The 23,464-nt window shown below is 70.2% G+C and carries 16 protein-coding genes; 11 read left to right on the forward strand and 5 right to left on the reverse strand.

What is annotated here, in order from left to right; all coding sequences use genetic code 11:
• Nucleotides 1-11 precede the first annotated feature (11 nt).
• Complete coding sequence (locus ACFQVD_RS29550; protein ID WP_343961661.1) at nt 12-1,778, forward strand: S9 family peptidase; 1,767 nt, start codon at nt 12-14, stop codon at nt 1,776-1,778.
• 51 nt (nt 1,779-1,829) lie between these two features.
• On the opposite strand, the gene ACFQVD_RS29555 is transcribed toward ACFQVD_RS29550, so the two are convergent.
• Nucleotides 1,830-3,278, reverse strand: coding sequence for a PP2C family protein-serine/threonine phosphatase (locus ACFQVD_RS29555; protein ID WP_343961659.1), 1,449 nt, complete (start codon nt 3,276-3,278; stop codon nt 1,830-1,832).
• A gap of 210 nt (nt 3,279-3,488) precedes the next feature.
• Here ACFQVD_RS29555 and ACFQVD_RS29560 point away from each other — a divergent pair, with 210 nt between their 5' ends.
• Together ACFQVD_RS29560 and ACFQVD_RS29565 are read left to right on the forward strand one after the other, a co-directional pair.
• Complete coding sequence (locus ACFQVD_RS29560; RefSeq protein ID WP_364219893.1) at nt 3,489-7,667, forward strand: HAMP domain-containing protein; 4,179 nt, start codon at nt 3,489-3,491, stop codon at nt 7,665-7,667.
• Nucleotides 7,668-7,670: 3 nt separating this feature from the next.
• Entirely contained in the window at nt 7,671-8,303 is a 633-nt protein-coding gene (locus ACFQVD_RS29565) for a response regulator (protein ID WP_343961657.1), read from the forward strand.
• A 22-nt stretch (nt 8,304-8,325) separates the two neighbouring features.
• On the opposite strand, the gene ACFQVD_RS29570 is transcribed toward ACFQVD_RS29565, so the two are convergent.
• Nucleotides 8,326-9,546, reverse strand: coding sequence for an NYN domain-containing protein (locus ACFQVD_RS29570; protein WP_343961653.1), 1,221 nt, complete (start codon nt 9,544-9,546; stop codon nt 8,326-8,328).
• Between the two features lie 274 nt (nt 9,547-9,820).
• Nucleotides 9,821-12,157 carry a zf-HC2 domain-containing protein gene (locus tag ACFQVD_RS29575; RefSeq protein WP_343961651.1) on the reverse strand — a complete coding sequence of 779 codons (2,337 nt, stop codon included), beginning with the start codon at nt 12,155-12,157 and terminating at the stop codon, nt 9,821-9,823.
• A gap of 165 nt (nt 12,158-12,322) precedes the next feature.
• Here ACFQVD_RS29575 and pyrE point away from each other — a divergent pair, with 165 nt between their 5' ends.
• Nucleotides 12,323-12,859 (forward strand): orotate phosphoribosyltransferase, encoded by a 537-nt coding sequence (pyrE, locus tag ACFQVD_RS29580; RefSeq protein WP_343961649.1) that lies wholly within the window; start codon nt 12,323-12,325, stop codon nt 12,857-12,859.
• 115 nt (nt 12,860-12,974) lie between these two features.
• Here the strand turns inward: pyrE and ACFQVD_RS29585 are convergent, their stop codons facing one another.
• A complete protein-coding gene (locus tag ACFQVD_RS29585) occupies nt 12,975-13,403 on the reverse strand; it encodes a hypothetical protein (protein ID WP_343961647.1) in 429 nt (142 codons plus the stop codon).
• Between the two features lie 332 nt (nt 13,404-13,735).
• On the opposite strand from ACFQVD_RS29585, the gene fbaA reads away from it, so the two are divergent.
• The 4 genes from fbaA (at nt 13,736) to ACFQVD_RS29605 (ending at nt 17,898) form a co-directional block, all read left to right on the forward strand.
• The gene (fbaA, locus tag ACFQVD_RS29590) at nt 13,736-14,758 is read left to right on the forward strand and encodes a class II fructose-bisphosphate aldolase (RefSeq protein WP_343961644.1); all 1,023 of its coding nucleotides are present in this window, start codon (nt 13,736-13,738) and stop codon (nt 14,756-14,758) included.
• Nucleotides 14,759-14,927: 169 nt separating this feature from the next.
• The gene (locus ACFQVD_RS29595; RefSeq protein WP_030916144.1) at nt 14,928-15,347 is read left to right on the forward strand and encodes a DUF3151 domain-containing protein; all 420 of its coding nucleotides are present in this window, start codon (nt 14,928-14,930) and stop codon (nt 15,345-15,347) included.
• Nucleotides 15,348-15,499: 152 nt separating this feature from the next.
• On the forward strand, nt 15,500-16,783 hold the full coding sequence (locus ACFQVD_RS29600) for an adenylosuccinate synthase (protein ID WP_343961640.1): 1,284 nt from the start codon (nt 15,500-15,502) through the stop codon (nt 16,781-16,783).
• Between the two features lie 188 nt (nt 16,784-16,971).
• The gene (locus tag ACFQVD_RS29605; RefSeq protein WP_343961637.1) at nt 16,972-17,898 is read left to right on the forward strand and encodes a glycerophosphodiester phosphodiesterase family protein; all 927 of its coding nucleotides are present in this window, start codon (nt 16,972-16,974) and stop codon (nt 17,896-17,898) included.
• 9 nt (nt 17,899-17,907) lie between these two features.
• On the opposite strand, the gene corA is transcribed toward ACFQVD_RS29605, so the two are convergent.
• Nucleotides 17,908-19,026: a magnesium/cobalt transporter CorA gene (corA, locus tag ACFQVD_RS29610; RefSeq protein ID WP_343961635.1), complete on the reverse strand. Its 1,119-nt coding sequence runs from the start codon at nt 19,024-19,026 to the stop codon at nt 17,908-17,910.
• 450 nt (nt 19,027-19,476) lie between these two features.
• On the opposite strand from corA, the gene purD reads away from it, so the two are divergent.
• The 3 genes from purD to murA all read left to right on the forward strand — a co-directional run bounded on the left by purD (nt 19,477) and on the right by murA (nt 23,438).
• Nucleotides 19,477-20,709: a phosphoribosylamine--glycine ligase gene (purD, locus tag ACFQVD_RS29615; protein WP_343961633.1), complete on the forward strand. Its 1,233-nt coding sequence runs from the start codon at nt 19,477-19,479 to the stop codon at nt 20,707-20,709.
• 181 nt (nt 20,710-20,890) lie between these two features.
• The gene (locus tag ACFQVD_RS29620) at nt 20,891-21,925 is read left to right on the forward strand and encodes a hypothetical protein (RefSeq protein WP_343961630.1); all 1,035 of its coding nucleotides are present in this window, start codon (nt 20,891-20,893) and stop codon (nt 21,923-21,925) included.
• Between the two features lie 244 nt (nt 21,926-22,169).
• On the forward strand, nt 22,170-23,438 hold the full coding sequence (gene murA / locus ACFQVD_RS29625) for a UDP-N-acetylglucosamine 1-carboxyvinyltransferase (RefSeq protein WP_030916131.1): 1,269 nt from the start codon (nt 22,170-22,172) through the stop codon (nt 23,436-23,438).
• Nucleotides 23,439-23,464: the final 26 nt, after the last annotated feature.

The following is a 23,464-nucleotide window of genomic DNA, read 5'->3' on the forward strand; positions in this document are numbered from 1 at the left end:
GGAAGCGCCCTATGAAGGCGGAGGAACGCTGGCAGGCCAGGTTCCGCGCGCCGCGCGCGACGCTGCCTGTGTGGGCGGTCCGGGCTCCCAGCCGGTCCGTCTACCGCAGCAACGCCTCGGGGGCGTGGGAGGTCTACGCCTGGGACCGCGCGGGCGGCTCGACCCGCCAGGTGACCTCACGTCCCAAGGGCACCTCACACGGCGCGCTCGACCCCACCGGGCAGTGGATCTGGTGGTTCGACGACACCGACGGCGACGAGTGGGGCCGGTGGATGCGCCAGCCCTTCTACGGTGGCCCCGACGAGCCGATCGACCTCGACCCCGGTTTCCCCTGCGGCCTCGGGCTCTCGGCGACCGGTGAGGCGGTCGTCGGCATGGCCAGGCCCGGCCGCGGCTTCACCATCCACCTCGTCAGGCCGGGTGAGCCCGCTCGGACGATCTACGAGCACGCCGAGGCCGCCTCCGTCTCCGCCGTCTCCCTGGACGGCTCACTGATCGCGATCAGCCACAGCGAGCACGGCGACGCCCGGCACCCCGCGCTGCGCGTGCTCCGGCGCCACGGCCAGGTCGTCGGCGACCTGTACGACGGTCCCGGCAAGGCGGTTTCCGGCCTGCGCTTCGCACCGCTGTCCGGAGATCGCAGGCTGCTCACCCTGCACGAGCGCAGGGGCCGCCGCGAACCCCTCGTCTGGGATCCCGAGACCGGCGACCAGCGGGAGATCTGGCTGCGCGACCCGGGGGAGATCACCGCCGACTGGTACGGCGACGGCCGTTCGCTGCTCGTCGTGCGGGGTCACCGCGGCCGCACCCACCTGAGCCGCTACGACCTTCCCGGGGGCGGCTTCTTCCCGATCGAGACCCAGCACGGCGTGATCGACGCCGCCGCGCCCCGCCCGGACGGCTCCGTCGAGTACGCCTGGTCCAGCGGGGCACACCCACCGCTGATCCGGTCGACCAACGGCCACATGGTGATGAGCCACGGCGGCCCCACCTCGCCACCGTCGGTCCCGGTCGAGGACGTGGACGTGGAGGGACCCGGCGGCCGCATCCACGCCCTGGTCTCGCGCCCCGAGCGCGGCTCCGGCCCCTTCCCCACCGTCTTCCTGCTGCACGGCGGACCCACCTCGCAGGACGACGACTCCTTCGTGCCGCAGGTGGCCGCCTGGGTGGACCTCGGCTTCGCGGTCGTAAGGGTCAACTACCGGGGCTCCACCGGGTACGGCTCGAACTGGCGGAACGCCCTCAGCGGCGACGTCGGGCACATCGAGCTGGCCGACGTGACCGCCGTCAGGGACACCCTGGTCGACCGCGGCGTCTGCGACCCCGACCGGCTGGTGCTGTCCGGCGCCTCCTGGGGTGGCTACCTCACGCTGCTCGGTCTGGGCACCCAGCCCAAGATGTGGGCGGCGGGCATCGCCACGGTGCCGATCGCCGACCACTCGGCCGCCTACGCGGAGGAGGCGGAGGCGCTGCGCTCCTACCACCGCGCGCTGCTCGGCGGCTCACCGGAGGAACAGCCCGAGCGATACGCGGGCAGCTCCCCGATCACCTACGTCGACCAGGTCGAGGCGCCGCTGCTGATCCTCGCCGGAGAGAACGATCCGCGCTGCCCGATCGGGCAGATCGAGGCGTACGTGGCCAGGCTCGCCGGGCGCGGCCACGAGCACGAGGTCTACCGGTACGACGCGGGCCACGGCTCACTGGTCGTCTCCGAGCGCATCGCGCAGATGTCGGCGCAGCTGGACTTCGCCCGCAGACACGTGAAGACCGACGTCTAGCCCCTGCCCGACGGGTCCCGCCGTGGCGCGGATCCAGTGGCGAGGGCCCTGTCAGCGTGCTCGCAACACCACGATCGCCATGTCGTCGGCGCTCGGCTCGGGGGCGAAGTCCTGGACGGCGCGGCGGATCCGCTCGGCGACCGCCCGCGCCGACAGGCCGACGCACTCGGCGAGCAGCTTGGCCAGACCCGCGTCGTCGTCGAGCAGCCGCCCGTCCCTGCGGCGCTCGGTGACCCCGTCGGTCACCGCGAGGAGCACGTCGCCGGGGTCGAGGTGGACGACCTCCGCCTTGAAGGTCGCCTCGGGGAAGACGCCGAGCAGCGACTGGGAGGTCACCACCGTCTCCACGACGCCGCTGGGTCGCAACCGCAGCGCCTCCGGGTGGCCGGCGGAGACCATCGACACGTTCAGACCGCTCGGCCCGGGCGTGATCTCCCCGTGCAGCAGCGTCAGGAACCGGGCACGGTCGCCCTCCTCGAGGATGGCCTGGTTGAGGCGGTCGAGGACGGCGGCCACACCGTACCCCTCCCGGGCGAGCAGGCGCAGGGTGTGGCGGGCCAGGCCGGTGACCGCGGCGGCCTCCGGGCCGGTCCCGCAGACGTCGCCCACCGCGAACCGCCAGGATTTGCCGCCGGCCGCGAACAGGTCGTAGAAGTCGCCGCCGACCTCGTTGGTCTCCCCCGCCGGCTCGTAGACCACCGCGGGGTCGAGGCCGGGGATCTCGCCGGGCTCGTCGGGAGGGAGCAGGCTGCGCTGGAGCGCCCGGTTGGCCGCCGCCTGAGTGGCGTACAGCAGGGCGTTGTCCAGGGCGAGGGCGGCGCGGCGGCCGATGTCCTCGGCGTACTGGAGCACGTCCTCGGTGAACCGGTCGGGGCGTCCAAGGCACATCGCGCCCAGCGTGCGCCCGCGCGCGAGAAGCGGGATGACCAGCACCTGCGAGTCGGCGAGCTGCATGGAACCACCGGCCTGCGGGATCTGGACGGCGGCGAGTTCCTCCCGGAGCTCGTCGATGCGCCGCTCATCGGTGTGCCAGAGGTAGGCTGGACGCTGCGGACCGCCGCCGTTGCTCCATGTGTAGACGGCACACCAGGTGGCCAGCCTCGGCACCACGATCTGCGAGATGATCGCGGGCACCATGTCGGGATCGAGGGTGCCCGCCAGCAGATCGCTGGCGTCGGCGAGAAAACCCATCCAGATCGGCCCGCGGCTGGGCTCCTCGGCGGTCCACTCCGAGGACGGCCGCCCGGAGGAACCGGGCAGCCGGAGCCTGGCCCAGTGCGTGCGCTGCTGACCGGCGAAGGTGACACCCCACTCCTCCACCGGTACGGACGGGGCGGAGGGGCTCGGTTCGGGGGCCCATTGCTGGCGTACCTCGATCTGCAGCCCGTCGCCCAGGTGGTTCCAGACGACCTCGAAGGGGGCGTCTCCCACCTGCGAGGAAAGCTCGGCCGCCAGCCGCTCGGCGGCCGCGAGCACGGAGACGGCCGCCCAGGCGGTCATCACCTCCACGGTGAACCGCCTGACGGCGGGGACAGCCGTGTGTCCTGGGGTGAAGGTCGCCGCCAGAACGGCGCGAGGAGCACTGGTCACTATTCCGTGACTACCACACTTCTCGTTGACATGGGGTGAATCGAAGGTGGGACTACACATTGCGCACCGTGACAGACTGGGGTGACTCACGGCTGCGCCCCCGGGAGTCAAGGAGGTCATATGACCACGGTCAACACCGTGCCCGACGTCGAGGAGCGACGTTACAGCGAATCGGATCTACGACCGATCCTGCAGACACTCATCACCTGGCGCGATGGCGATTTCCGCCGCCGGGTGCCACACGCCCCGCCGGGAATCCTCAGCGAGATCCGGCTGCTGCTCAACGAGGTGGCCGACCGCCGCGAGCATCTGGCCAACGAACTGCACAGGGTCCGCCGTGAGGTGGTGAAGGAAGGCCGTTTCGCCGAGCGTCTCACCCCGGGTCCCGGAGTCGGCTCGTGGGCCGAGAGCGTCGACTCGGTCAACTCGCTGATCGACGCGCTCGTCGGCCCGGTCAGCGGAGCGGCGGACGTGATCGACGCGGTGGCCAAGGGCGACCTGTCCCGCCGGATCGACCTCGACCGCGCTGCCAGAGGTGAGGTGCGCCGCCTCGGCAAGGCGATCAACGGCATGGTCGACCAGCTGTCGCTGTTCACCTCCGAGGTCACCCGCGTCGCTCGCGAGGTCGGCACCGAGGGCCAGCTCGGCGGCCAGGCGCAGGTGCGTGGGATGGCGGGAAGCTGGCGCGACCTCACCGAGGCCGTCAACACCATGTCCAGTCGCGTCTCGGCGCAGGTCCGCGACATCGCGGCGGTGACCACCGGAGTCGCACGGGGCGACCTGAGCCGCAAGGTCACCGTCGACGCGGTCGGCGAGATGTTCGAGCTGAAGAACACCGTCAACACCATGGTCGACCAGCTGCTGGCGTTCGCCGAGGAGGTCACCCGCGTCGCCCGCGAGGTCGGCACCGAGGGCCAGCTCGGCGGCCAGGCGCAGGTGCGCGGCGTCTCCGGCGTCTGGAAGGACCTCACCGACAACGTCAACGTGATGGCGGGCAACCTGACCACCCAGGTCCGGGCGATCGCCGCGGTGTCCACGGCGGTGGCCCAGGGCGACCTGTCCAAGAAGATCACCGCGGACGCCCAGGGGGAGATCCTCCAACTCAAGGACACCCTCAACACCATGGTCGACCAGCTGTCGATGTTCGCCGACGAGGTCACCCGCGTCGCCCGCGAGGTCGGCACCGAGGGCCAGCTCGGCGGCCAGGCCCGGGTCCGCGGCGTCTCCGGCGTCTGGAAGGACCTCACCGACAACGTCAACTCCATGGCCAACAACCTGACCTACCAGGTCCGCAACATCGCCGAGGTCACCACCGCCGTCGCCAACGGCGACCTGACCCGCAAGATCGACGTGAACGCCCAGGGCGAGATCCTCGCCCTGAAGACCACCATCAACACCATGGTCGACCAGCTCTCCTCCTTCGCCTCCGAGGTGAGCCGGGTCGCCCGCGAGGTCGGTTCCGAGGGCCAGCTCGGCGGCCAGGCGCAGGTGCCCGGTGTCTCCGGCACCTGGAAGGACCTCACCGACAACGTCAACGTGATGGCCAACAACCTGACCACCCAGGTGCGTCAGATCGCCGCGGTGTCCACGGCGGTGGCCCAGGGCAACCTGTCCAAGAAGATCACCGCGGACGCCCAGGGGGAGATCCTCCAACTCAAGGACACCCTCAACACCATGGTCGACCAGCTGTCGATGTTCGCCGACGAGGTCACCCGCGTCGCCCGCGAGGTCGGCACCGAGGGCCAGCTCGGCGGCCAGGCCCGGGTCCGCGGCGTCTCCGGCGTCTGGAAGGACCTCACCGACAACGTCAACTCCATGGCCAACAACCTGACCTACCAGGTCCGCAACATCGCCGAGGTCACCACCGCCGTCGCGTCCGGCAACCTGACCCGCAAGATCGACGTGAATGCCCAGGGCGAGATCCTCGCCCTGAAGACCACCATCAACACCATGGTCGACCAGCTCTCCTCCTTCGCCTCCGAGGTCACCCGCGTCGCCCGCGAGGTCGGCTCCGAGGGCCAGCTCGGCGGCCAGGCCCGGGTCGAAGGCGCCGAGGGCATCTGGAAGCGCCTCACCGAGAACGTCAACGAACTCGCCGCGCGTCTCACCACCCAGGTGCGTGCCATCGCCGAGGTCACCACCGCCGTCGCCACCGGTGACCTGACCCGCTCCATCACCGTCGACGCCGAGGGCGAGATCGGCGAGCTGAAGGACAACATCAACATGATGGTGGCGGTGCTGCGCGACACCACCACCGCCAACCAGGAACAGGACTGGCTGAAGTCCAACCTGGCCAGGATCTCCCGCCTCATGCAGGGCCATCGCGACCTGATGGAGGTCGCCAAGCTCATCATGAGCGAGCTGACCCCGCTGGTGTCGGCCCACTACGGCGCCTTCTACCTCGCCGAACCCACCGGCGACCACGACCTGCACCTCATCGCCGGATACGGCGTACGCTCCGGCAGCGGCCCCCGGCAGCGGTTCGCCACCGGCGAGGGCATCGTGGGCCAGGCCGCGCTGGAGGGCAGGGGGATCATCCTCGGCAACGTGCCCGCCCGCTACCTGACCGTCGACAGCGGTCTCAGCACCTCCACGCCCGCGCAGATCGTCGTGCTGCCGGTGCTGTTCGAGACCCAGGTGCTCGGCGTGCTGGAGCTGGCCTCGTTCAGCGAGTTCAGCGAGATCCACCACGACTTCCTGAACCAGCTCGTCGAGACCATCGGTGTCACGATGAACACGATCATCGCCAACTCCCGTACCGAGGACCTGCTGACCGAGTCGCAGCGTCTCACCACCGAGCTGCGGGAGCGTTCCGACGAGCTCCAGCGCCAGCAGGAGGAGCTGCGCCGCTCCAACGCCGAACTGGAGGACAAGGCGGCGCTGCTGGCCAAGCAGAACCGGGCCATCGAGATCCAGAACTTCCAGATCGAACAGGCCCGGCGCACGCTGGAGGAGCGCGCCGAGCAGCTCGCGGTCTCCTCGCGCTACAAGTCCGAGTTCCTCGCCAACATGTCCCACGAGCTGCGCACCCCGCTGAACAGCCTCCTCGTGCTGGCCAAGCTGCTCACCGAGAACGCCGACGGCAACCTCACCGCCCAGCAGGTGGAGTTCGCCAGGACGATCCACGGTGCCGGGTCGGCCCTGCTCCAACTGATCAACGACATCCTCGACCTGTCGAAGGTCGAGGCGGGGCGGATGGACATCCATCCCCAGCAGATCTCCCTGCCCAAGCTCGTCGACTACTTCGAGGCCACCTTCGCCCCGCTGGCCCAGGACAAGGGCCTGTCGTTCACCGTCGAGGTCGACCCGTCGATCCCACAGGAACTCCGCACCGACGAGCAGCGCCTCCAGCAGGTACTGCGCAACCTGCTCTCCAACGCGATCAAGTTCACCCCCAAGGGTGAGGTACGGCTGCGCGTGATCCACGCCGGTCGCTCCGTCGCCTTCGTGGACGACACCCTGCGCGGTGCCGACGGCATCCTGGCCTTCGAGGTGGTCGACACCGGCATCGGGATCGCGTCGGACAAGCTGGAGGTCATCTTCGAGGCGTTCCGCCAGGCCGACGGCACCACCAGCCGGAAGTACGGCGGGACGGGTCTGGGCCTGTCCATCTGCCGCGAGATCGCCCGCCTGCTCGGCGGCGAGATCCACGTGATCAGCAAGGTCGGCGAGGGCAGCACCTTCACCCTCTACCTGCCGCCGTCCTACGGCGGCCCGCTGGCCTCACGTGACGGCGGGGCGAGCGCCCCCAGTTCCTCCCCCCGCAACCCGGCGCTCATCGGCGTGCTCGAAGGCTCCGACGACCTGCCGGAGCTGGCGCGGGGCGACGACATGCCCCTGCCGCACTTCCCCCCGCAGGGCGAGGGCAAGCCGTGGAAGGGCGAAGACCCGCTGACCGGGGCGAAGATCCTGATCGTGGACGACGACATCCGCAACGTGTTCGCACTGACCAGCGTGCTCGAACGCTACGGCTCCACGGTGATCTACGCGGAGAACGGCCGCGAGGGCATCGAGCAGTTGGAACGTAACGAGGACGTCGCCCTCGTCCTGATGGACATCATGATGCCGGAGATGGACGGCTGGGCCACCACCTCGGCGATCCGCCGGATGCCCCAGTTCGCGGACCTGCCGATCATCGCGCTGACCGCTAAGGTCATGCGAGGCGACCGGGAGAAGAGCATCGCATCCGGCGCCTCCGACTACGTGCCCAAGCCCGTAGACGTCGACCGCCTGCTGGAACGGCTACGCGGCTGGCTGACCAGGGGCAAGCCGACCGGTGACTCCGACGAAGGCGTGTGATCGATGCCTGACAGAGCCAAGATCCTCCTGGTGGACGACCGAGAGGAGAATCTGATCGCGCTGGAAGCCATCCTCAGCTCACTCGATCTGGTGCCGGTCCGGGCGAAGTCCGGGGAGGAGGCGCTGAAGGCCCTGCTCGGCACGGAGTTCGCGCTGATCCTGCTCGATGTCCGGATGCCGGGCATGGACGGGTTCGAGACGGCGGCCCACATCAAGCGTCGCGAGCGCACCCGTAACATCCCGATCATCTTCCTCACCGTGGTCGACAGCGCGCCCGACTACGCCTTCCGCAGCTACGCGGCGGGCGCCGTCGACTACCTCACCAAGCCTTTCGACCCGTGGGTGCTCCGGGCCAAGGTCGCGGTGTTCGTGGAGCTCTACAACATGAACCGCAGGATGGCCGAGCAGGCCGCCATGCTCCGCGACCGCCTCTCCGCCGAGCTACCGCCCGGCGAGGCGGACGAGCAGGCGACCGTGCTGCCCGAGCTGTCCAAGCGCCTGACCGCGGTCGAGAACGAGCTCGCCCGGGTCACCGAGCTGGCGCGCAAGAACGGCTCCCCCGGCCTCGTAGGCCCGATATCCGACCTGACCAGCCGCCTCAGCCACCTGCGCGCCGGCTTCGACGCCCTCACCTGACCGGGGTGGCGGAGCGCGAACCTCAGCGGCGGGCGCGCTCCAGGGCGTCCCAGAAGCCGCGGCGCAGGGCGTGGCGGACCTCGTCGTGCAGGAGGAAGTCGATCGGCAGCGAGGAGCCCTGGAGCAGCCGTGCCTCCAGGTCCGAGGGCATCCGGGGCTTACGGGCGAGAACCGCCTCCAGCCACAGGGCGGGGGCGTCCTTGGCGACGGACTCGCCGAAGTCGTGGCCTTCCTTGTGCGCGGCCTTCACCGCGTCGGAGAGGGTCGTCGCGGCACCGTTCCCGGTGCTCTGCGTCGGCACGGGGGCCGGCTGAGGGCCGGTGTAGGCGCCCATCTGCGACGCCTGGTAACTCGGCATGCCGCCGGTGTTGCCCAGCGAGTACTGCGGGGCGGACGGCAGCGGGCCGGTCGAGCCGTTGGCGGCCGCGTGCGACGGCGTGGGAGCGGGTGAGAGCGGCGGTGCCTGGGGGGGCGAGGCGGCCGGGACGGCCGCGGCCGGTGTGACCGGGGTCGCCGGGGACTCCTGGGGGTAGCTCGGATAGGCGGAGGGCAGCGCGTGCTGGGCATGCGCCGCGCGGGATGCCTGGACCGCGGGGACCGGGCTGGTGGCCGGGCCGGCCACCGGGGGACCGTTGCCGCCGCGAGTCGCGACGGGGTGGCCGTTGGTACCGTGCTGGTGGCCGTTGACCGCCAGGGGAGGCGCCTCGTCGCCGATCAGGCTGACGTGCGGCCGCAACTGGCCGGCACCGACCTCGATCAGGTCGTCGCACTCCTGGCGGAGCGTGCGGGAGACGGCCCAGCTGCCGTCGGCGCTGATGTGCACCACGGTGACCCGGATACCCAGATCCTGGGCGTCGCAGACGACCTGCGCCAGGTCCTCGTCGCCACTGACCACGACCGCGTCGCAGACCGCGCCGTTGCGGGCCAGCGTCATCAGGTCACGGTGAACCTGGGCGTCGACACCCTCGCGGCGCCCGGGGCGGATGCGCGACAGGCGGAGCTTGAGACCGGGGATGTCGGCCAGCGTGTCGTGCTCGGGAGTGCGCCGTCCCTCCACCGTCGCCTCGTACCAGTAACAGCGGAGCAGCGGCAGGCCGGTACGCTCTCTCGACAGCTTGTTGAGCAGTTGGAGCAGCCCCGGGTAATCCCAGGAGACCGCCTCGCGGTGGCGGGTTCCGTGCACCGCCATCGCGCCGTCGGACAGCAGGTAACCGGCGTCCACGAACAGCGCGCAACGATCCACCTGACACCGCCCTTCCTACGTGGCCCGATCCTCTGGCTCAGACAAGCCCGAAAGAGCCCAGACAGACGGCCCTTCCTCAGGGTAATCAAGCGGCTGACCGTCCGAGGGTGAATCCCGACGATTCCACCCGCGCTCGACCATACGCCGGACCGTTTACGCAGACCGTACCAGTTTGTCCCGTTCGTCAACCCCCTCCGCAGGGTGCTATACGCCATCCGTCTCCGAAGTCCCGCATCGCGTCCGCCGTACGGAGGCCCGGCCTTCTCGAAGGCGCCTACGAGGCGGCCCGCACGCTCACCGCCGCCGCACCGAAAAGCAGGACGTCCTGGTGCGTGCCGAGTTCCAGCACCGGGGCGCGGCCGAGGCGTGCCCGGAAGCGGTCCACGTCCGTGCCGAAGGTCGCGCGGGCGCCCCTCGCCCCGGTGGCGGATCCGTCGAAGGGATTGCGCGGGTCCCGCCCCCCTCCGGCGGGCCTGAGGGTCCGGCCACCGAGCCTCACCCGATCACCCACGACGCCCGCGTCACCCTCCCAGGTCACCAGAGCCACCTTCGCGGGCGCGTCGGCGGGCGTCAGACCCCCGAGCGGTATCCGCATCGAACGATGCCCCCGCTCCAGCACCGTCGCGGTGTCGACCACGACGGTCTGGCTGTACGGCCTGCGCGGGTCGGCCACGATGATCACCAGGCTCCACCCGGCATGGCGCGAGACGCCCGGCCTTGTCGAGGCGTCGGCCACCCAGTACGTCCCGCGTGCCCTGCCCAGCAGCCGTGTCACATCGGCGAACGCCTGGTAGCCCCGCCCCACGGGCAGCTCTCGCTCCACCACCCGCGCGGCCCTGACCTGCCGGTACTTCGTCTCTCCCGGCACCTTGAGCTTGATCCGCCCGCTGGGGGGCGCGCTCGCCGACCAGTAGAGCCCCGCCCAGACCACCTTGCCGGCCGCCGGCAGCACGAGCCGGGCGGCGCTCGAGGAGCTCGTCGACGGATCCCCGTCACGATCGAGGGGACGCATCTCCCAGCTGTTGTTGTCGCGCCGGCTGCCCTGCCCCGAGCGGGCCGCCTCGCACCCGGGCTCCGAGGGCGCGCAGCTCAGCAGGGTGTTGCCGATCGCGGAGACGGCCACCCGGCCGTCGGTGGCGAACCGCGCCGGAGCGCCCTCCGCCCGTACGCCGCCGCGCGACCTGGCGGTCACCCGCATCCCCGCCGTGGAGACCGTGACCGAGGGCACCGCCCCGTAGGCCGCGTCGTCCGACACCAGGACTCTCAGGAAGACCGCCGTGGCCCGCCCCGCCGGCAGCGGGCCGCGGACGCACCGGGCACCTCTCCGCCACGCCCGGCAGGACCAGCCGTCGACCGTGCCGACCGGCGTGACGGCACCGACGGAGTGTCCCCCGCGGGATCCGGAGGGCAGCGTCACGCCTCGCGGCAGCCCGACGTAGGCGACGACCTCCTCGCTCTGCCCACGACCCGCGTTGCGCAGCCGCACCGCCACGATGCCGGCCTCGGACCTGATCAGGGCACCGAGCGCGTCGATCCTGGCCACCAGGCGGGGCGCGAGCCAGGAACCCGCCCGGCCGTCCTGCCCCGTTCCCGTCGGCCCCGGCCCGGTCCCGGCCGGCTCGCCGGCGCCGGCCCCGCCGCTCTCACCTCCGGACGCCTTCGGCCGCCCGGAGGGCGTCGGTACGACACCTGGGAGCGCCGGGGCCATGACGATCGGCTCGGAGGCCGCGCTCGGCGGGGGCGCGGGCTCCGAGCCCGATACCAGTACGAGCGCGGCCGCCATCGCGACCGCGGTGGTGACCGCACCGGCCACGACGGCGCGTCGCACGGATCGGGGAGCCCGCCGCCAGCGGCCGGGCAGTCCGCCCTCCGTCGTGACGCCCATCCTGCCGAGCGCCACCAGGTAGGCGGGGAACACGGGACCGACGATGAGCGGGCCGATGACGGAGCGGATGCTCCGGCCGATGCCGGTCAGCTCCGTGAGCACCGCGCGGCAGCCCGAGCAGCCCTCCAGATGCTCGTCCACGATCCTGCTCTGTTCCCTGGTCAGGCCGCCACGGATGTGGTGACCCAGCCTGGCCAGTGCGGGCCGGCACTCGGGCGCGGTCGTCTCGGCCAGATGGATGCGCAGGCACGCCTGGCGCATCCCCTCCCGCGCCCGGTAGGCGAGCGCGGCCGCACCGTTCACCGTCAGGCCGAGCAGGAGTCCGGTGTCGTCGGGCCTGGCCCTCTCGACCTCGGCGTGCCACAGGACGAGCTGCCACCTCTCCGGCATGGACGAAAAGGCCCTGGCCACCGGCGAGCCCTCCAGATCCGCCGCGCCCGCGGTGTCGCCGACGGTACGGCGGAGGGCGGTGAGCAGGTGGACGCGGAACGCCTGCTCCGGACCGTCTCCCTGGTCGATCACCTGGTGGACCGCCGCGAACGACTCCTCGACGACGCCCTCGACCCTGCTCTCGGCACCGCTCTCGCCCCTGCTCTCGGCACCGAGGAGCAGACGGGCCAGCGCGTACGCCGCGGGAGCGTGCCGCTGCTGGAGCACCCGGTAGGCGGCCACGTCGCCGTTCCTGACGGCGGCCAGCAGTTCAGCGTCGCCTTGAGATGTTTTCACACTCATTGTGACCTCACCATTACCCAGAGTTGCCTGCCGGATAATCCCGTAGTCCGCGCCGCGCGTAAACCCGGATCCCACTTTTGCCATCCGGCGGCCGGATCGGCGCCGCTCCCCGGTGGCCCCGGATCGGGCCGCCTTCCGGACCGCCCTAACCTTGGTGCCATGAGCGATCGCGAGAACCTGCTGGCAGAGATCAAGGGCAAGGGTGTGGTGCACGGCAAGGTCGTGTTGTCCTCGGGCAGAGAGGCCGACTTCTACGTGGACATGCGCCGGGTGACCCTCGACGGGCAGGCGGCGCCGCTGGTGGGGCGGGTCATGCTGGACCTCACCGAGGATCTCGACTACGAGGCGGTCGGCGGGCTGACGCTGGGCGCCGACCCGGTGGCGACCGCAATGCTGCACGCGGCGGCCGCGCGGGGCAGGACGCTCGACGCGTTCGTGGTGCGCAAGGCGCAGAAGGCCCATGGCATGCAGCGCCGGATCGAGGGGCCGGATGTGGCGGGGCGGAGGGTGCTGGCGGTGGAGGACACCTCCACGACCGGCGGATCCCCGCTGACCGCGGTGGAGGCGTTGCGGGCGGCGGGTGCCGAGGTCGTGGCGGTCGCCACGATCGTGGACCGGGGAGCCTCCCAGGCGATCGCCGACGCCGGGCTGCCGTACCGGACCGCCTACACCCTGGCCGACCTCGGCCTGGAGTAGAGGATCGACCGGTGCCCGGCGGGCCTGTCGCGGGAAGGCCCGGTTTCGGTCACCGCGGCACGCCTGGCGAGGTGCCGTCCTGCCGATCCTCGCCACGGCGAGGATCCACGGGGCACTACCGGTTTCGGGAGACCGTGAACTCCTGGCGTTCCCCCGCCTCGCCAGGAGCACGGACGACCCCGTTCACCTGGACCCGGACCGCGGCGGAGTCGGCCAGCACGACGTCGACCTTGGGGTCGAAGGACTGGAACTGCTCACCCTCGGCCATCTCCCGGTCGAGCAGCACATCACCCCCGGTGACCTTCAGGAAGACCGTGGGGCAGTGCTCCCGCAGGCACTCGACGAGAACCGTCGGCACCCGCTCGGCGGAGGCGGAGGCGGTCGGAGAGACGTCCGCCGGTGGCGCGCCGGTGGCCGGCGCGGCCGACGGGTCCGGCTCGGCGCCGGAGCCGAGACTGCCGATCAGCGAGAGAATGCCGACCACGATCAGGACGACGAGCGCCAGCGCCGCCAGTCCGGCGAGGACCAGGCGGGCGATACCCATAGGGTCAGACCTGTGGCGTCCCACACTGTGGAGATTAGCGGTTCGTGAGGATATTTCACGACAGGCCTGGTGGATCAGCCTCGAAGCCCCGGAATCCTAGAAGATCCCCTACAACCAACCAGGTCATACTGGAGATCCCGTACCGGCGAGCACCAGAAGTCCTCCGGAGATCTCCCACCGGTGGGCGCCGAAACCATGCCGAGGGCACATCCGTACGCCCCGAAGTGGTGGCGGAGCTATCCGGTTGGGAAGGAACCCGGAATACTGGCCCATGGGCGATGTCCTCATAGCCCCGTGCCAGCTGCCCACAGCCGTCTCCAGGAGATGACACGATGCCCATCGCGACCCCAGAGGTCTACGCCGAGATGCTCGACCGGGCCAAGGCGGGAGGTTTCGCCTACCCGGCCATCAACGTGACCTCGTCACAGACCCTCAACGCCGCGCTCAGAGGGTTCGCCGAGGCGGAAAGCGACGGCATCGTCCAGGTGTCGACCGGCGGCGCCGACTTCCTCTCCGGTACCACGGTCAAGAACATGGTGTCCGGCTCGGTGGCGCTGGCGGAGTACGCCCGCGTCGTCGCGGCCAACTACCCCGTGACGATCGCCCTGCACACCGACCACTGTCCCAAGGACAAGCTGGACGGTTTCGTGCGCCCGCTGCTCGACATCTCCCTTGAGCGGGTGGCCAGGGGTGAGGACCCCCTCTTCCAGTCGCACATGTGGGACGGCTCCGCCGTGCCGCTGGAGGAGAACCTGGACATCGCCAGGGAGCTCATCGAGAAGACGGCCCGCGCGAAGATCGTTCTTGAGGTGGAGATCGGCGTCGTCGGCGGCGAGGAGGACGGCGTCGTCGGCGAGATCAACGAGAAGCTCTACACCACCCCCGAGGATGCCCTCGCGACCGCCGAGGCCCTGGGCCTGGGCGAGCGCGGCCGCTACATGCTCGCCGCGACCTTCGGCAACGTGCACGGCGTCTACAAGCCCGGCCACGTCAAGCTGCGGCCGGGCGTGCTCAAGGAGATCCAGGACGCGGTGGGCGCCAAGTACGGCAAGGAGAAGCCGTTCGACCTGGTCTTCCACGGCGGCTCGGGCTCGCTGCTCGAGGAGATCCACGAGTCCATCGCCTACGGCGTGGTGAAGATGAACATCGACACCGACACGCAGTACGCCTTCACCCGCCCGATCGTCGACCACATGTTCAGGAACTACGACGGCGTGCTCAAGGTCGACGGCGACGTCGGCAACAAGAAGGTGTACGACCCCCGTTCGTACGGCAAGGCCGCCGAGACCTCGATGGCGGCGCGGATCGTCGAGGCCGCCCAAAACCTCAAGTCGGCGGGCACCAAGATCTCCTGATGACCCGGCGGCCGACACGGACCGGGAATTCTCGGTAGGGAAAGCGTCTTGGTCCGGGTAGAACCGGTCAATGTTCGGAGGGTCCCCGTCAGGTCACGAGATCGGCCTCCTGAAAATCCCCGGGAGCCGATCTTGGCCTGGCGGGGGTTCACCAGATAGGACTGTCGCTATGGAATCGCACGAGAACCTTCTCGCCGGCCCGCCGCCCACCCTGCTCCCGGACCTGCCCGAAGCTCGACAGGCGCTGGAATCCGGCGCCCAACCGTCCGACGTCGCCGCGCGTTTCCCCGCCTATCCGACCGCCTGGGCGGCACTCGCGGACGAGTACTTCGCGGCGGGACACGCCGTGACGTCGTACGCCTTCGCCCGCACCGGCTACCACCGGGGCCTGGACCAGCTCCGCAGGGCGGGCTGGAAGGGACACGGCCCGATTCCCTGGGAGCATCTGCCCAACCAGGGGTTCCTGAGGTGCCTGCACGCACTGGCCCGCGCCGCCCAGAGCATCGGGGAGAAGGAGGAGGCCGAGCGGTGCTTCCAGTTCCTCAAGGACTCCAGCGCCGAGGCGTCCAAGGAGCTGACCGGCCGCTGATCCGGCCCTGATCAGCCCCTTGATCTGCCCGTGGGATCTCTCGCCCCGAGGTGGGAGATCCCCATTTCGGACGCCGTCGGGTATTCTCACCACGCAAGAGCCCCTGTAGCGATTGCGCCAGGGGTTTTCGTTTTTGCGGTGGGAGAATCACAATGCCGGCTGTCGTTCTCGTTGGTGCCCAGTGGGGCGATGAGGGCAAGGGTAAGGCGACCGACCTGCTTGGCGATCAGGTCGACTACGTCGTCAGATACCAGGGAGGCAACAACGCGGGCCACACGGTCGTCATCGGCGACCAGAAGTACGCACTGCACCTGCTGCCGACGGGAGTGCTCTCACCGAACGTCATCCCCGTGATCGGCAACGGTGTCGTCATCGACCCGGGCGTGCTGCTGAGCGAGATCGACGGGCTTGAGGCCCGGGGGGTCTCCTCCGAGCGGCTGCTGATCTCCGCCAACGCGCACCTGATCATGCCTCACCACAAGGCCCTCGACAAGGTCACCGAGCGCTACCTCGGCAAGGCCAAGATCGGCACGACCGGGCGCGGCATCGGCCCCGCGTACGGCGACAAGATCTACCGGATGGGCGTGCGGGTCCAGGACCTGCTGGACCCGGGCATCCTGCAGAAGAAGATCGAGGTCGCGCTGGGCGAGAAGAACCAGATCCTCACCAAGATCTACAACCGTCGGGTGATCGACGCGAACAAGGTCCTAGACGAGTATCTCGGCTACGCCGAGCGCCTCAAGCCGCACATCGCCGACACCTCGCTGATCCTCAGCAGGGCCCTGGACGAGGGCAAGGTCGTGCTGCTCGAAGGCGGGCAGGGCAACCTGCTCGACATCGACCACGGCACCTACCCGTTCGTCACCTCCTCCTCTCCGACGAGCGGCGGCGCCTGCTCGGGTTCCGGCATCCCGCCGACCCGGCTCACCCGCGTGATCGGCATCCTGAAGGCGTACACCACCCGCGTCGGCTCGGGTCCGTTCCCGACCGAGCTCGACGACGAGATGGGCGACTGGCTGCGCACCACCGGCGGCGAGTACGGGGTGACCACCGGCCGCAACCGCCGCTGCGGCTGGTTCGACGCGGTCATCGCCCGGTACGCCACCCGTATCAACGGTGTCACCGACTACTTCCTCACCAAGCTGGACGTGCTGTCCGGCCTGGAGAGGATTCCCGTCTGCGTCGCCTACGAGGTCGACGGGGTCCGGTATGACGAGATCCCGATGACCCAGACCGACTTCCACCACGCCAAGCCGGTGTACGAGGAGTTCCCCGGCTGGCAGGAGGACATCACCGGCGTCAGGAGCTTCGAGGAGCTGCCCGCCAACGCGCAGGCTTACGTGAAGGCCCTGGAGCAGATGAGCGGCTCCAGGATCTCCGCGATCGGCGTCGGCCCCGGCCGCACCGAGACGCTCCAGATCCACCCGCTGATCTAGGTCCGTTCCCGCCGGTCCCCGCCGCGGCGGGGACCGGCCGGGTGACGCCGCACGAAGCGCGATGGCCGGCGGCACCGCGGCGGGCGAAAGTGCCAAGGGCATGGTTTCGACCGGTACGGCCATGCCCGGCGTCGCCGAGGCGCGAGCCGTAATGGGGGATCGGTACGCGAGATGGATAAGGTCCCTGTGTGCATGCCGAGATTCACGGTCACCGTGGGGCCCGTGGGCTCCGTCCCGAGAACACCCTGCCCGGTTTCGCCCACGCCCTGGAGCTGGGCGTCGACGCACTGGAGCTCGACGTCGCACTGACCGCCGATCGGCGGCTGGTGCTCACACACGACCTCACCGTGTCCGCTGTGACCAGTACCGACGTCCGGCCCGCCTTCCGCGGCGATCCCGCCTTCCCGTACGTGGGCAGGCCCGTCGGCGAGCTCACGCTGGCGCAGCTGCGCACGCTGGAGTGCGGAGTACGGGTGCCGCGCCACCCCGAAGACCGTTTCGTCCCGACCCAGCTGCCGGTGCCGAACACCCGGATGCCGACCCTGGGTTCCGTGCTGGGGCTGATGGACGCCTACGGAGCCGACGGGGTGCGGGTGCACGTGGAGCTCAAGTCGGACCCGACCAGGCCCGACCTGAGCGCCGAGGTCGGTGAGTTCACCGAGATGGTGGTCGCCGAGCTCGACCGGCACCGCAGGCTCGACCGGGCGGCCATCCTCAGCTTCGACTGGCGCGTCCTGCGGATCGCCCGTTCCCTGGCCCCCGCGACCGGGCGGTACGCCCTGATCGAACGTGCCACCATGGACAGCGCCTGGCTCGACGGCCTCCGTCTGGAGGACTTCGGCGGCGACATCCCGGCCGCCGCCGCCGAGGCCGGAGGCACCACGCTCTCCCCCGAGCACGTGATGGTCGACCCCGAGCTCGCCCGGCGAGCGGAGAAGGCCGACCTGCCGCTGGCCGTGTGGACCGTCAACGACCCCGGGCGGGCGGCCGAACTGCTCGATCTCGGGGCGGCCGCGATCGTCACCGACTATCCCGACCGGATGATCGCCCTGTGGGCCGGGCGGGGCATGCGTATCCCGAAGCCGGTCACCCCCGCCCGCCCGGTGAGCGCCTGAGGGATCGGATCACATCCAGCCGTTGCGGCGGAAGCCACGGTAGAGCAGCGTGCAGGCGACGACCATCACGCCGAGCACCAGCGGGTAGCCGAAGACGGAGTCGAGCTCGGGCATGTGCTCGAAGTTCATGCCGTAGATGCCGGCGATCATCGTGGGGACGGCCATGATGGCGACCCACGAGGAGATCTTCCGCATGTCCTCGTTGGCGAGCGCGTTGGAACGGGCGAGCGCCGCCTGCAGTATGGAGTTGCAGAGTTCGTTGGACGACTCGACCTGCTCGCAGACGCGGGCCAGGTGGTCGACGACGTCACGGAAGTACTCACGCATCTCGGAGGGGATCATCCGGCGCTGGGCCAGCGTGGACATCGGCGCCTGGAGCGGTGTGACGGACCGCTTCATCTCGATCATCTCGCGCTTGAGGTTGTAGATCCGGCCGATGTCGCGGGCGCTGACGTCCGCGAAGACCATCGCCTCGACGTCCTCCAGCTCGGTCTGCATCCGGTCGGCCACGGTGAGGTACTTGTCGACGACGTGGTCGGCGATCGCGTGCAGCACGCCGGTGGGGCCCCGGCTGAGCAGCTTGGGCTTGTCCTCAAGGCGCTCCCGCACCTCCGAGAGCGGGCAGTGCCGGCCGTGCCGCACGGTCACCACGAAGTCGGTGCCGACGAACACCATGATCTCTCCGGTGCCGATGATCTCGCTGGTCGCGGTCAGCACGTCGTGGTCGAGGTAGGCGACGGTCTTCAGGACCACGAACAACGAGTCGCCGTAGCGCTCGACCTTGGGTCGCTGGTGAGCCTTGACGGCGTCCTCGACGGCGAGCGGGTGCAGGGCGAAGACCTCCGCCAGCCACTCGACCTCGGGGGCGTCGGGCTCGTGCAGGCCGACCCAGACGAAGGCGTTGTTCCCTTCGACGGACGCGTTGTGCGCGCGGACGAGCTCCAGGGCGTCGGGGATGCCCAGGGCCTCGATCTTCTTGCCGTCGATGTAGGCGGCGTACTCGACGAGCGAGTCGCTCGGCGGGACGCAGACACCGCTCATCCGCACACCGAGCGAGACGGCGGGCGCGTGCGGGGCACGGATCGTGCGGGCGTGCTTGATACGGGGAAAAAGGAGCGAGGAGCGCATGGCGAGCCTTTCCCGCCCAACCTGGCGGGATTCCGCACGCGATGCGCTGTCACCACAAGGGGAGGCGGCGATGCGTGCGGTGCCGGTCGGGCACCGAGATGGGGTGGTCGAGGGTGCGCACAGCAGGCGTGCGCGAGCACGTACTGCTGGGATCGCCAGAGGACATCCCGAACCACCTCCAATCAGCAAGGGACACGCAAAGCAACTCAAAACTTAACACGAACGGGGGAATGGCTCTCAGCTTACTCCCAGGTTCAAGCATCGATCATGCACAACCTGACAAAATTCACACCCTGTTTACCGGTACCTCTCGTGCGTACCGACACCTCGCGAACCCCCCAGGGTTATCCACAGGCTATGGATAACCCTGGGGGGTTCGGGCACCGGCGAAATCCGGGCGTGCCGGACACGGCCCGAGGGACGATCCGCAGGGACGATAGGCTCTGACAAGTGCGCGTTCTTGTGATTGGAACCGGCGGGCGTGAACACGCCCTGTGCCGGTCGCTGGCGGCGGACCCCCAGGTCACCGAGGTTCACTGTGCTCCCGGAAACGCGGGTATCGCGCAGGTCGCGACCCTGCATCCGGTGGTACCGACAGACCCGGCCGCGGTTACCGAACTGGCCGAGCGGCTCCGGGCGGAGCTGGTCGTGATCGGCCCCGAGGCCCCGCTGGTCGCCGGCGTCGCCGACGCCGTCAGGCAGGCCGGCATCCCCTGTTTCGGCCCCTCACGGCAGGCGGCCCAGATCGAGGGTTCCAAGTCCTTCGCCAAGGACGTCATGGTCGCGGCGGGCGTGCCCACCGGGCGGTCCCACAGCTGCGTCACGCCGGAGGAGGTCGCCGCGGCGCTCGACGAGTTCGGCACCCCGTACGTGGTCAAGGACGACGGCCTGGCCGCCGGCAAGGGCGTGGTGGTCACCGACGACCGCGAGGAGGCGCTCCGGCACGCCGCCGCCTGCGGGCGGGTGGTCGTCGAGGAGTTCCTCGACGGCCCCGAGGTCTCGCTGTTCGCGCTCTGCGACGGCGCCACGGCCGTGGCGCTCCAGCCCGCCCAGGACCACAAGCGCGCCTACGACGACGACCAGGGCCCCAACACCGGCGGGATGGGTGCCTACACGCCGCTGCCGTGGGCCCCGGACGACCTCGCCGACCAGGTGATGGCCGAGACCGTCATACCGACCGTGACCGAGCTGGCCAGGCGTGGCATGCCGTACACGGGGGTGCTGTACGTGGGGCTGGCCCTCACCTCCAAGGGCCCGAAGGTGATCGAGTTCAACGCGCGGTTCGGCGACCCGGAGACCCAGGTCGTGCTGGACCGGCTCCAGACGCCCCTCGCGGGCCTGCTGCTCGCCTGCGCGAACGGGACGCTCGACCGGTTCGGGCCGCTCTCCTATCGCGACGGAGCCGCGGTGACCGTGGTGATCGCGGCGGAGAACTACCCGGCGGATCCGGTGAAGGGCGACGTGATCGAAGGGCTGTCCGACCCGGTCGAGGACGCCTACGTGCTGCACTCGGGCACCGCGCCGGACGGCGACCGGATCGTCTCGAACGGCGGCCGGGTGCTCAGCGTGGTCGGCACCGGGCCCGACGTCCCCGCGGCACGGGCGGCGGCCTACGAGGCGGTGGAGCACATCCGGCTGCGCGGCTCGCACCACCGCACCGACATCGCGGGCCGCGCCCTCTGAAGGCGGCACGGCCTTCCCGGTGAGGCTTGACGCGCTCCCCGGGGATTCAGCCCGTGCCGCCTTCACCCCGGACTGAAGGCCGGGGCACCGGCCCGCATTCGGGTAGCGCCTGATCGGCATGTCGCGATAAGCCTGGGGCATCGGTGCCCCGCCCAGGCCGACTCCGCCCCCCGGAGGAACGATGTCGCTTGATCCAGCGTTGACCGCCGAGCGGATCGGCGACACCGGCGTGCTGCGCTGGCCGGGGACCTGGCGGGTCTACGTGGCCACCCGGAGCGAGGAGATCAGGGCCGACGCCGAGCGCGCCCTGACGATGTGCGACGAGGCGGGCCGGCTGGTCTCGGCGGGCGAGGGCATCGGCACACACCTGGCCCGCGCGCAGGCGTACGCGCGCAGCAGGCACGGCGTGCGGCGCTGGCTGACCGGCCAGGCCATCGAGGGCGCCTGGTCCAACGTCAACAGCGCCACCGTGATGCTGTACGGCGTGCTGCCGGTGGCGGAGCTGTGCGGGCGGGCGCCGGAGGTGGTCGCGATCGGCCGGGCCTACCTGCCCGGTGACGACCCCCGGCTTGTCCACCTCCAGGCCAGGCTGGCGGCGGGAGACCTCGGTGAGAACGACCGGCCGCTGATGCAGTCGGTGCTCCGGGCCGCGTACACCGCGCAGGCGATGGACACCGGGCGGGTCCGCAGCTTCCGCAACCTGCTCCTCGGCGGGGTGGTCATGCTCTCCCTGATCGTGCTGAGCGTGGTGGTCATCGGTGCGATCTGGCCGGACGTCATCCCGATGTGCGGCGACCAGTCGGTGATCCGCACCCAGGGGCTGATGCCCGCCCAGATCTGCCCGACCGGCGGCCTGCGGCCCGGCCACGGCGACGTCCCGCTGGTGGCCCTGATCGGCATGCTGGGCGCGGCGCTGGCCACCGCCGCCTCGCTGTCGACCCGCTCGGAGCTGTCCACCCGCTACTCGCTGGCCGTCGTCCAGAACCTGCTCAAGGCGCCCGCGGGGGTGGCCACGGCCGTGCTCGGGCTGCTGATCCTGAACTCGGGTTTCGTGCCCGGTTTCGCGGGGCTCGGCTCGCAGCCCGCGATCCTGGTCTGGGCGATGGCGTTCGGGTACGGACAGCAGGTCGTCACCCGCTTCGTGGACCAGCGGGCCGACAATCTCCTGTCGGCCGCCTCCCCGCTCACCACCGCGGTGAACACGAAGGGCAGGTAGCATCCGAGGCCCGGGGGCTCCCGGTGCCGCACCCCACAGTGACACCCGCGAGCCCGGAAACCGCAGGCGAGGGCGTGGTCGCCGCGCAACACGGCGGCGGCAGATGACTTATCGGCCGGTTCATGGGCAGTTCACCCTCGAACTGGCCGGTTCAGGGGCGTTCAACGGCTACTGTTGGCCGATAACCTCGGCTGCCGCCTCGCGCCACACGAGTTACCCAGAACACTTCCAAGGAGCATGACGCATGGTCCGTTACCGCGTGCGCGGTGGCAACCCACTTCGTGGAACCGCCTTCATCCAGGGTGCCAAGAACGCCGTGTTGCCCATGATCGGTGCCGCGCTGCTGGCTTCCAAAGGTCGCACGGTCCTACGCAACGTCCCCATCATCGAGGACGTCCGGCGTGCGGTCGAGCTGGCAGAGACGGTCGGCGCCAAGGTCGAGCTCCACGAGGCGGAGCGCACACTGGTGATCGACGCCTCGACGCTGAGCAGCCCGGTGCTGCCCGCGGAGATCGCCCGGCGCTTCCGCGGCTCGGTGCTGTTCGTGCCCGCCCTGCTGCACCGCCTCGGCGAGGCGATCATCGAGGGCGTGGGCGGCTGCAACCTGGGCAGCCGCAACCTCGACTTCCACTACCTGGGCTACAAGCGCCTGGGCGCGATCGTGGACGAGGGTGACGCGGTCATCCACGTCAAGTCGGCGGGCCTCACCGGCGCCACCCTGTACCTGGACACCCCGTCGCACACCGGCACCGAGAACCTGATCATGGCCGCCGCCCTCGGACGCGGCACCACCGTGATCGAGAACGCCGCGCTGGAGCCCGAGGTCCTCGATGTGATCGACATGCTGACCCGGATGGGCGCGAAGATCAGCGGCGGCGGCACCGGGTTCATCACCGTGGAGGGCGTGGAGGAGCTCCAGGCCGTCGAGCACACCGTGATGCCGGACCGCCTCGACGCGGGCGTGTTCGCCATGGCCGCCGCCGTCACCGGCGGAGAGGTCAACCTGGTCGGTGCCGACCTGGACCACCTCGGCGTGGTCCGCTACAAGCTGGAGCAGATGGGGGTGGAGTTCGCCGACCACGGCGCGGTGCTGCACGTGCGCAGGGATCGTCCGCTGCGTCCGATCAATGTGATCACCGACACCTATCCCGGCTTCGCCACCGACCTGCAGTCACCGATCATGACGGTCGCCTGTCTCGCCGACGGCGCCAGCTACATTCATGAACGAATCTTCGACGGTCGTTTCGCTCTGGCCTCAGAACTGAACAAAATGGGCGCCGATATTGAAGTGAAAGAGAACAGCGCCGTGGTTCGTGGTGCGACTCCGCTCACTGGAACACAGGTGACCGCTCACGACCTGCGTTCGGGAATCGCCCTCGTGCTCGCGGGTCTGGCCGCCGAAGGGGAGACCGTGATCGGATCGGGATATCTCATCGACCGCGGGCACTCTTATCTGGCCGAGCGCATGCAGGCCCTGGGCGGCGATGTGCGCCGAGAGATTTCAGCATCATAATCAGCGGGTTTGAGCTGCTCAAAAAC

This window comes from Streptosporangium amethystogenes subsp. fukuiense (assembly GCF_042665875.1).
In the GTDB taxonomy this organism is placed as follows: Bacteria; Actinomycetota; Actinomycetes; order Streptosporangiales; family Streptosporangiaceae; genus Streptosporangium; species Streptosporangium fukuiense.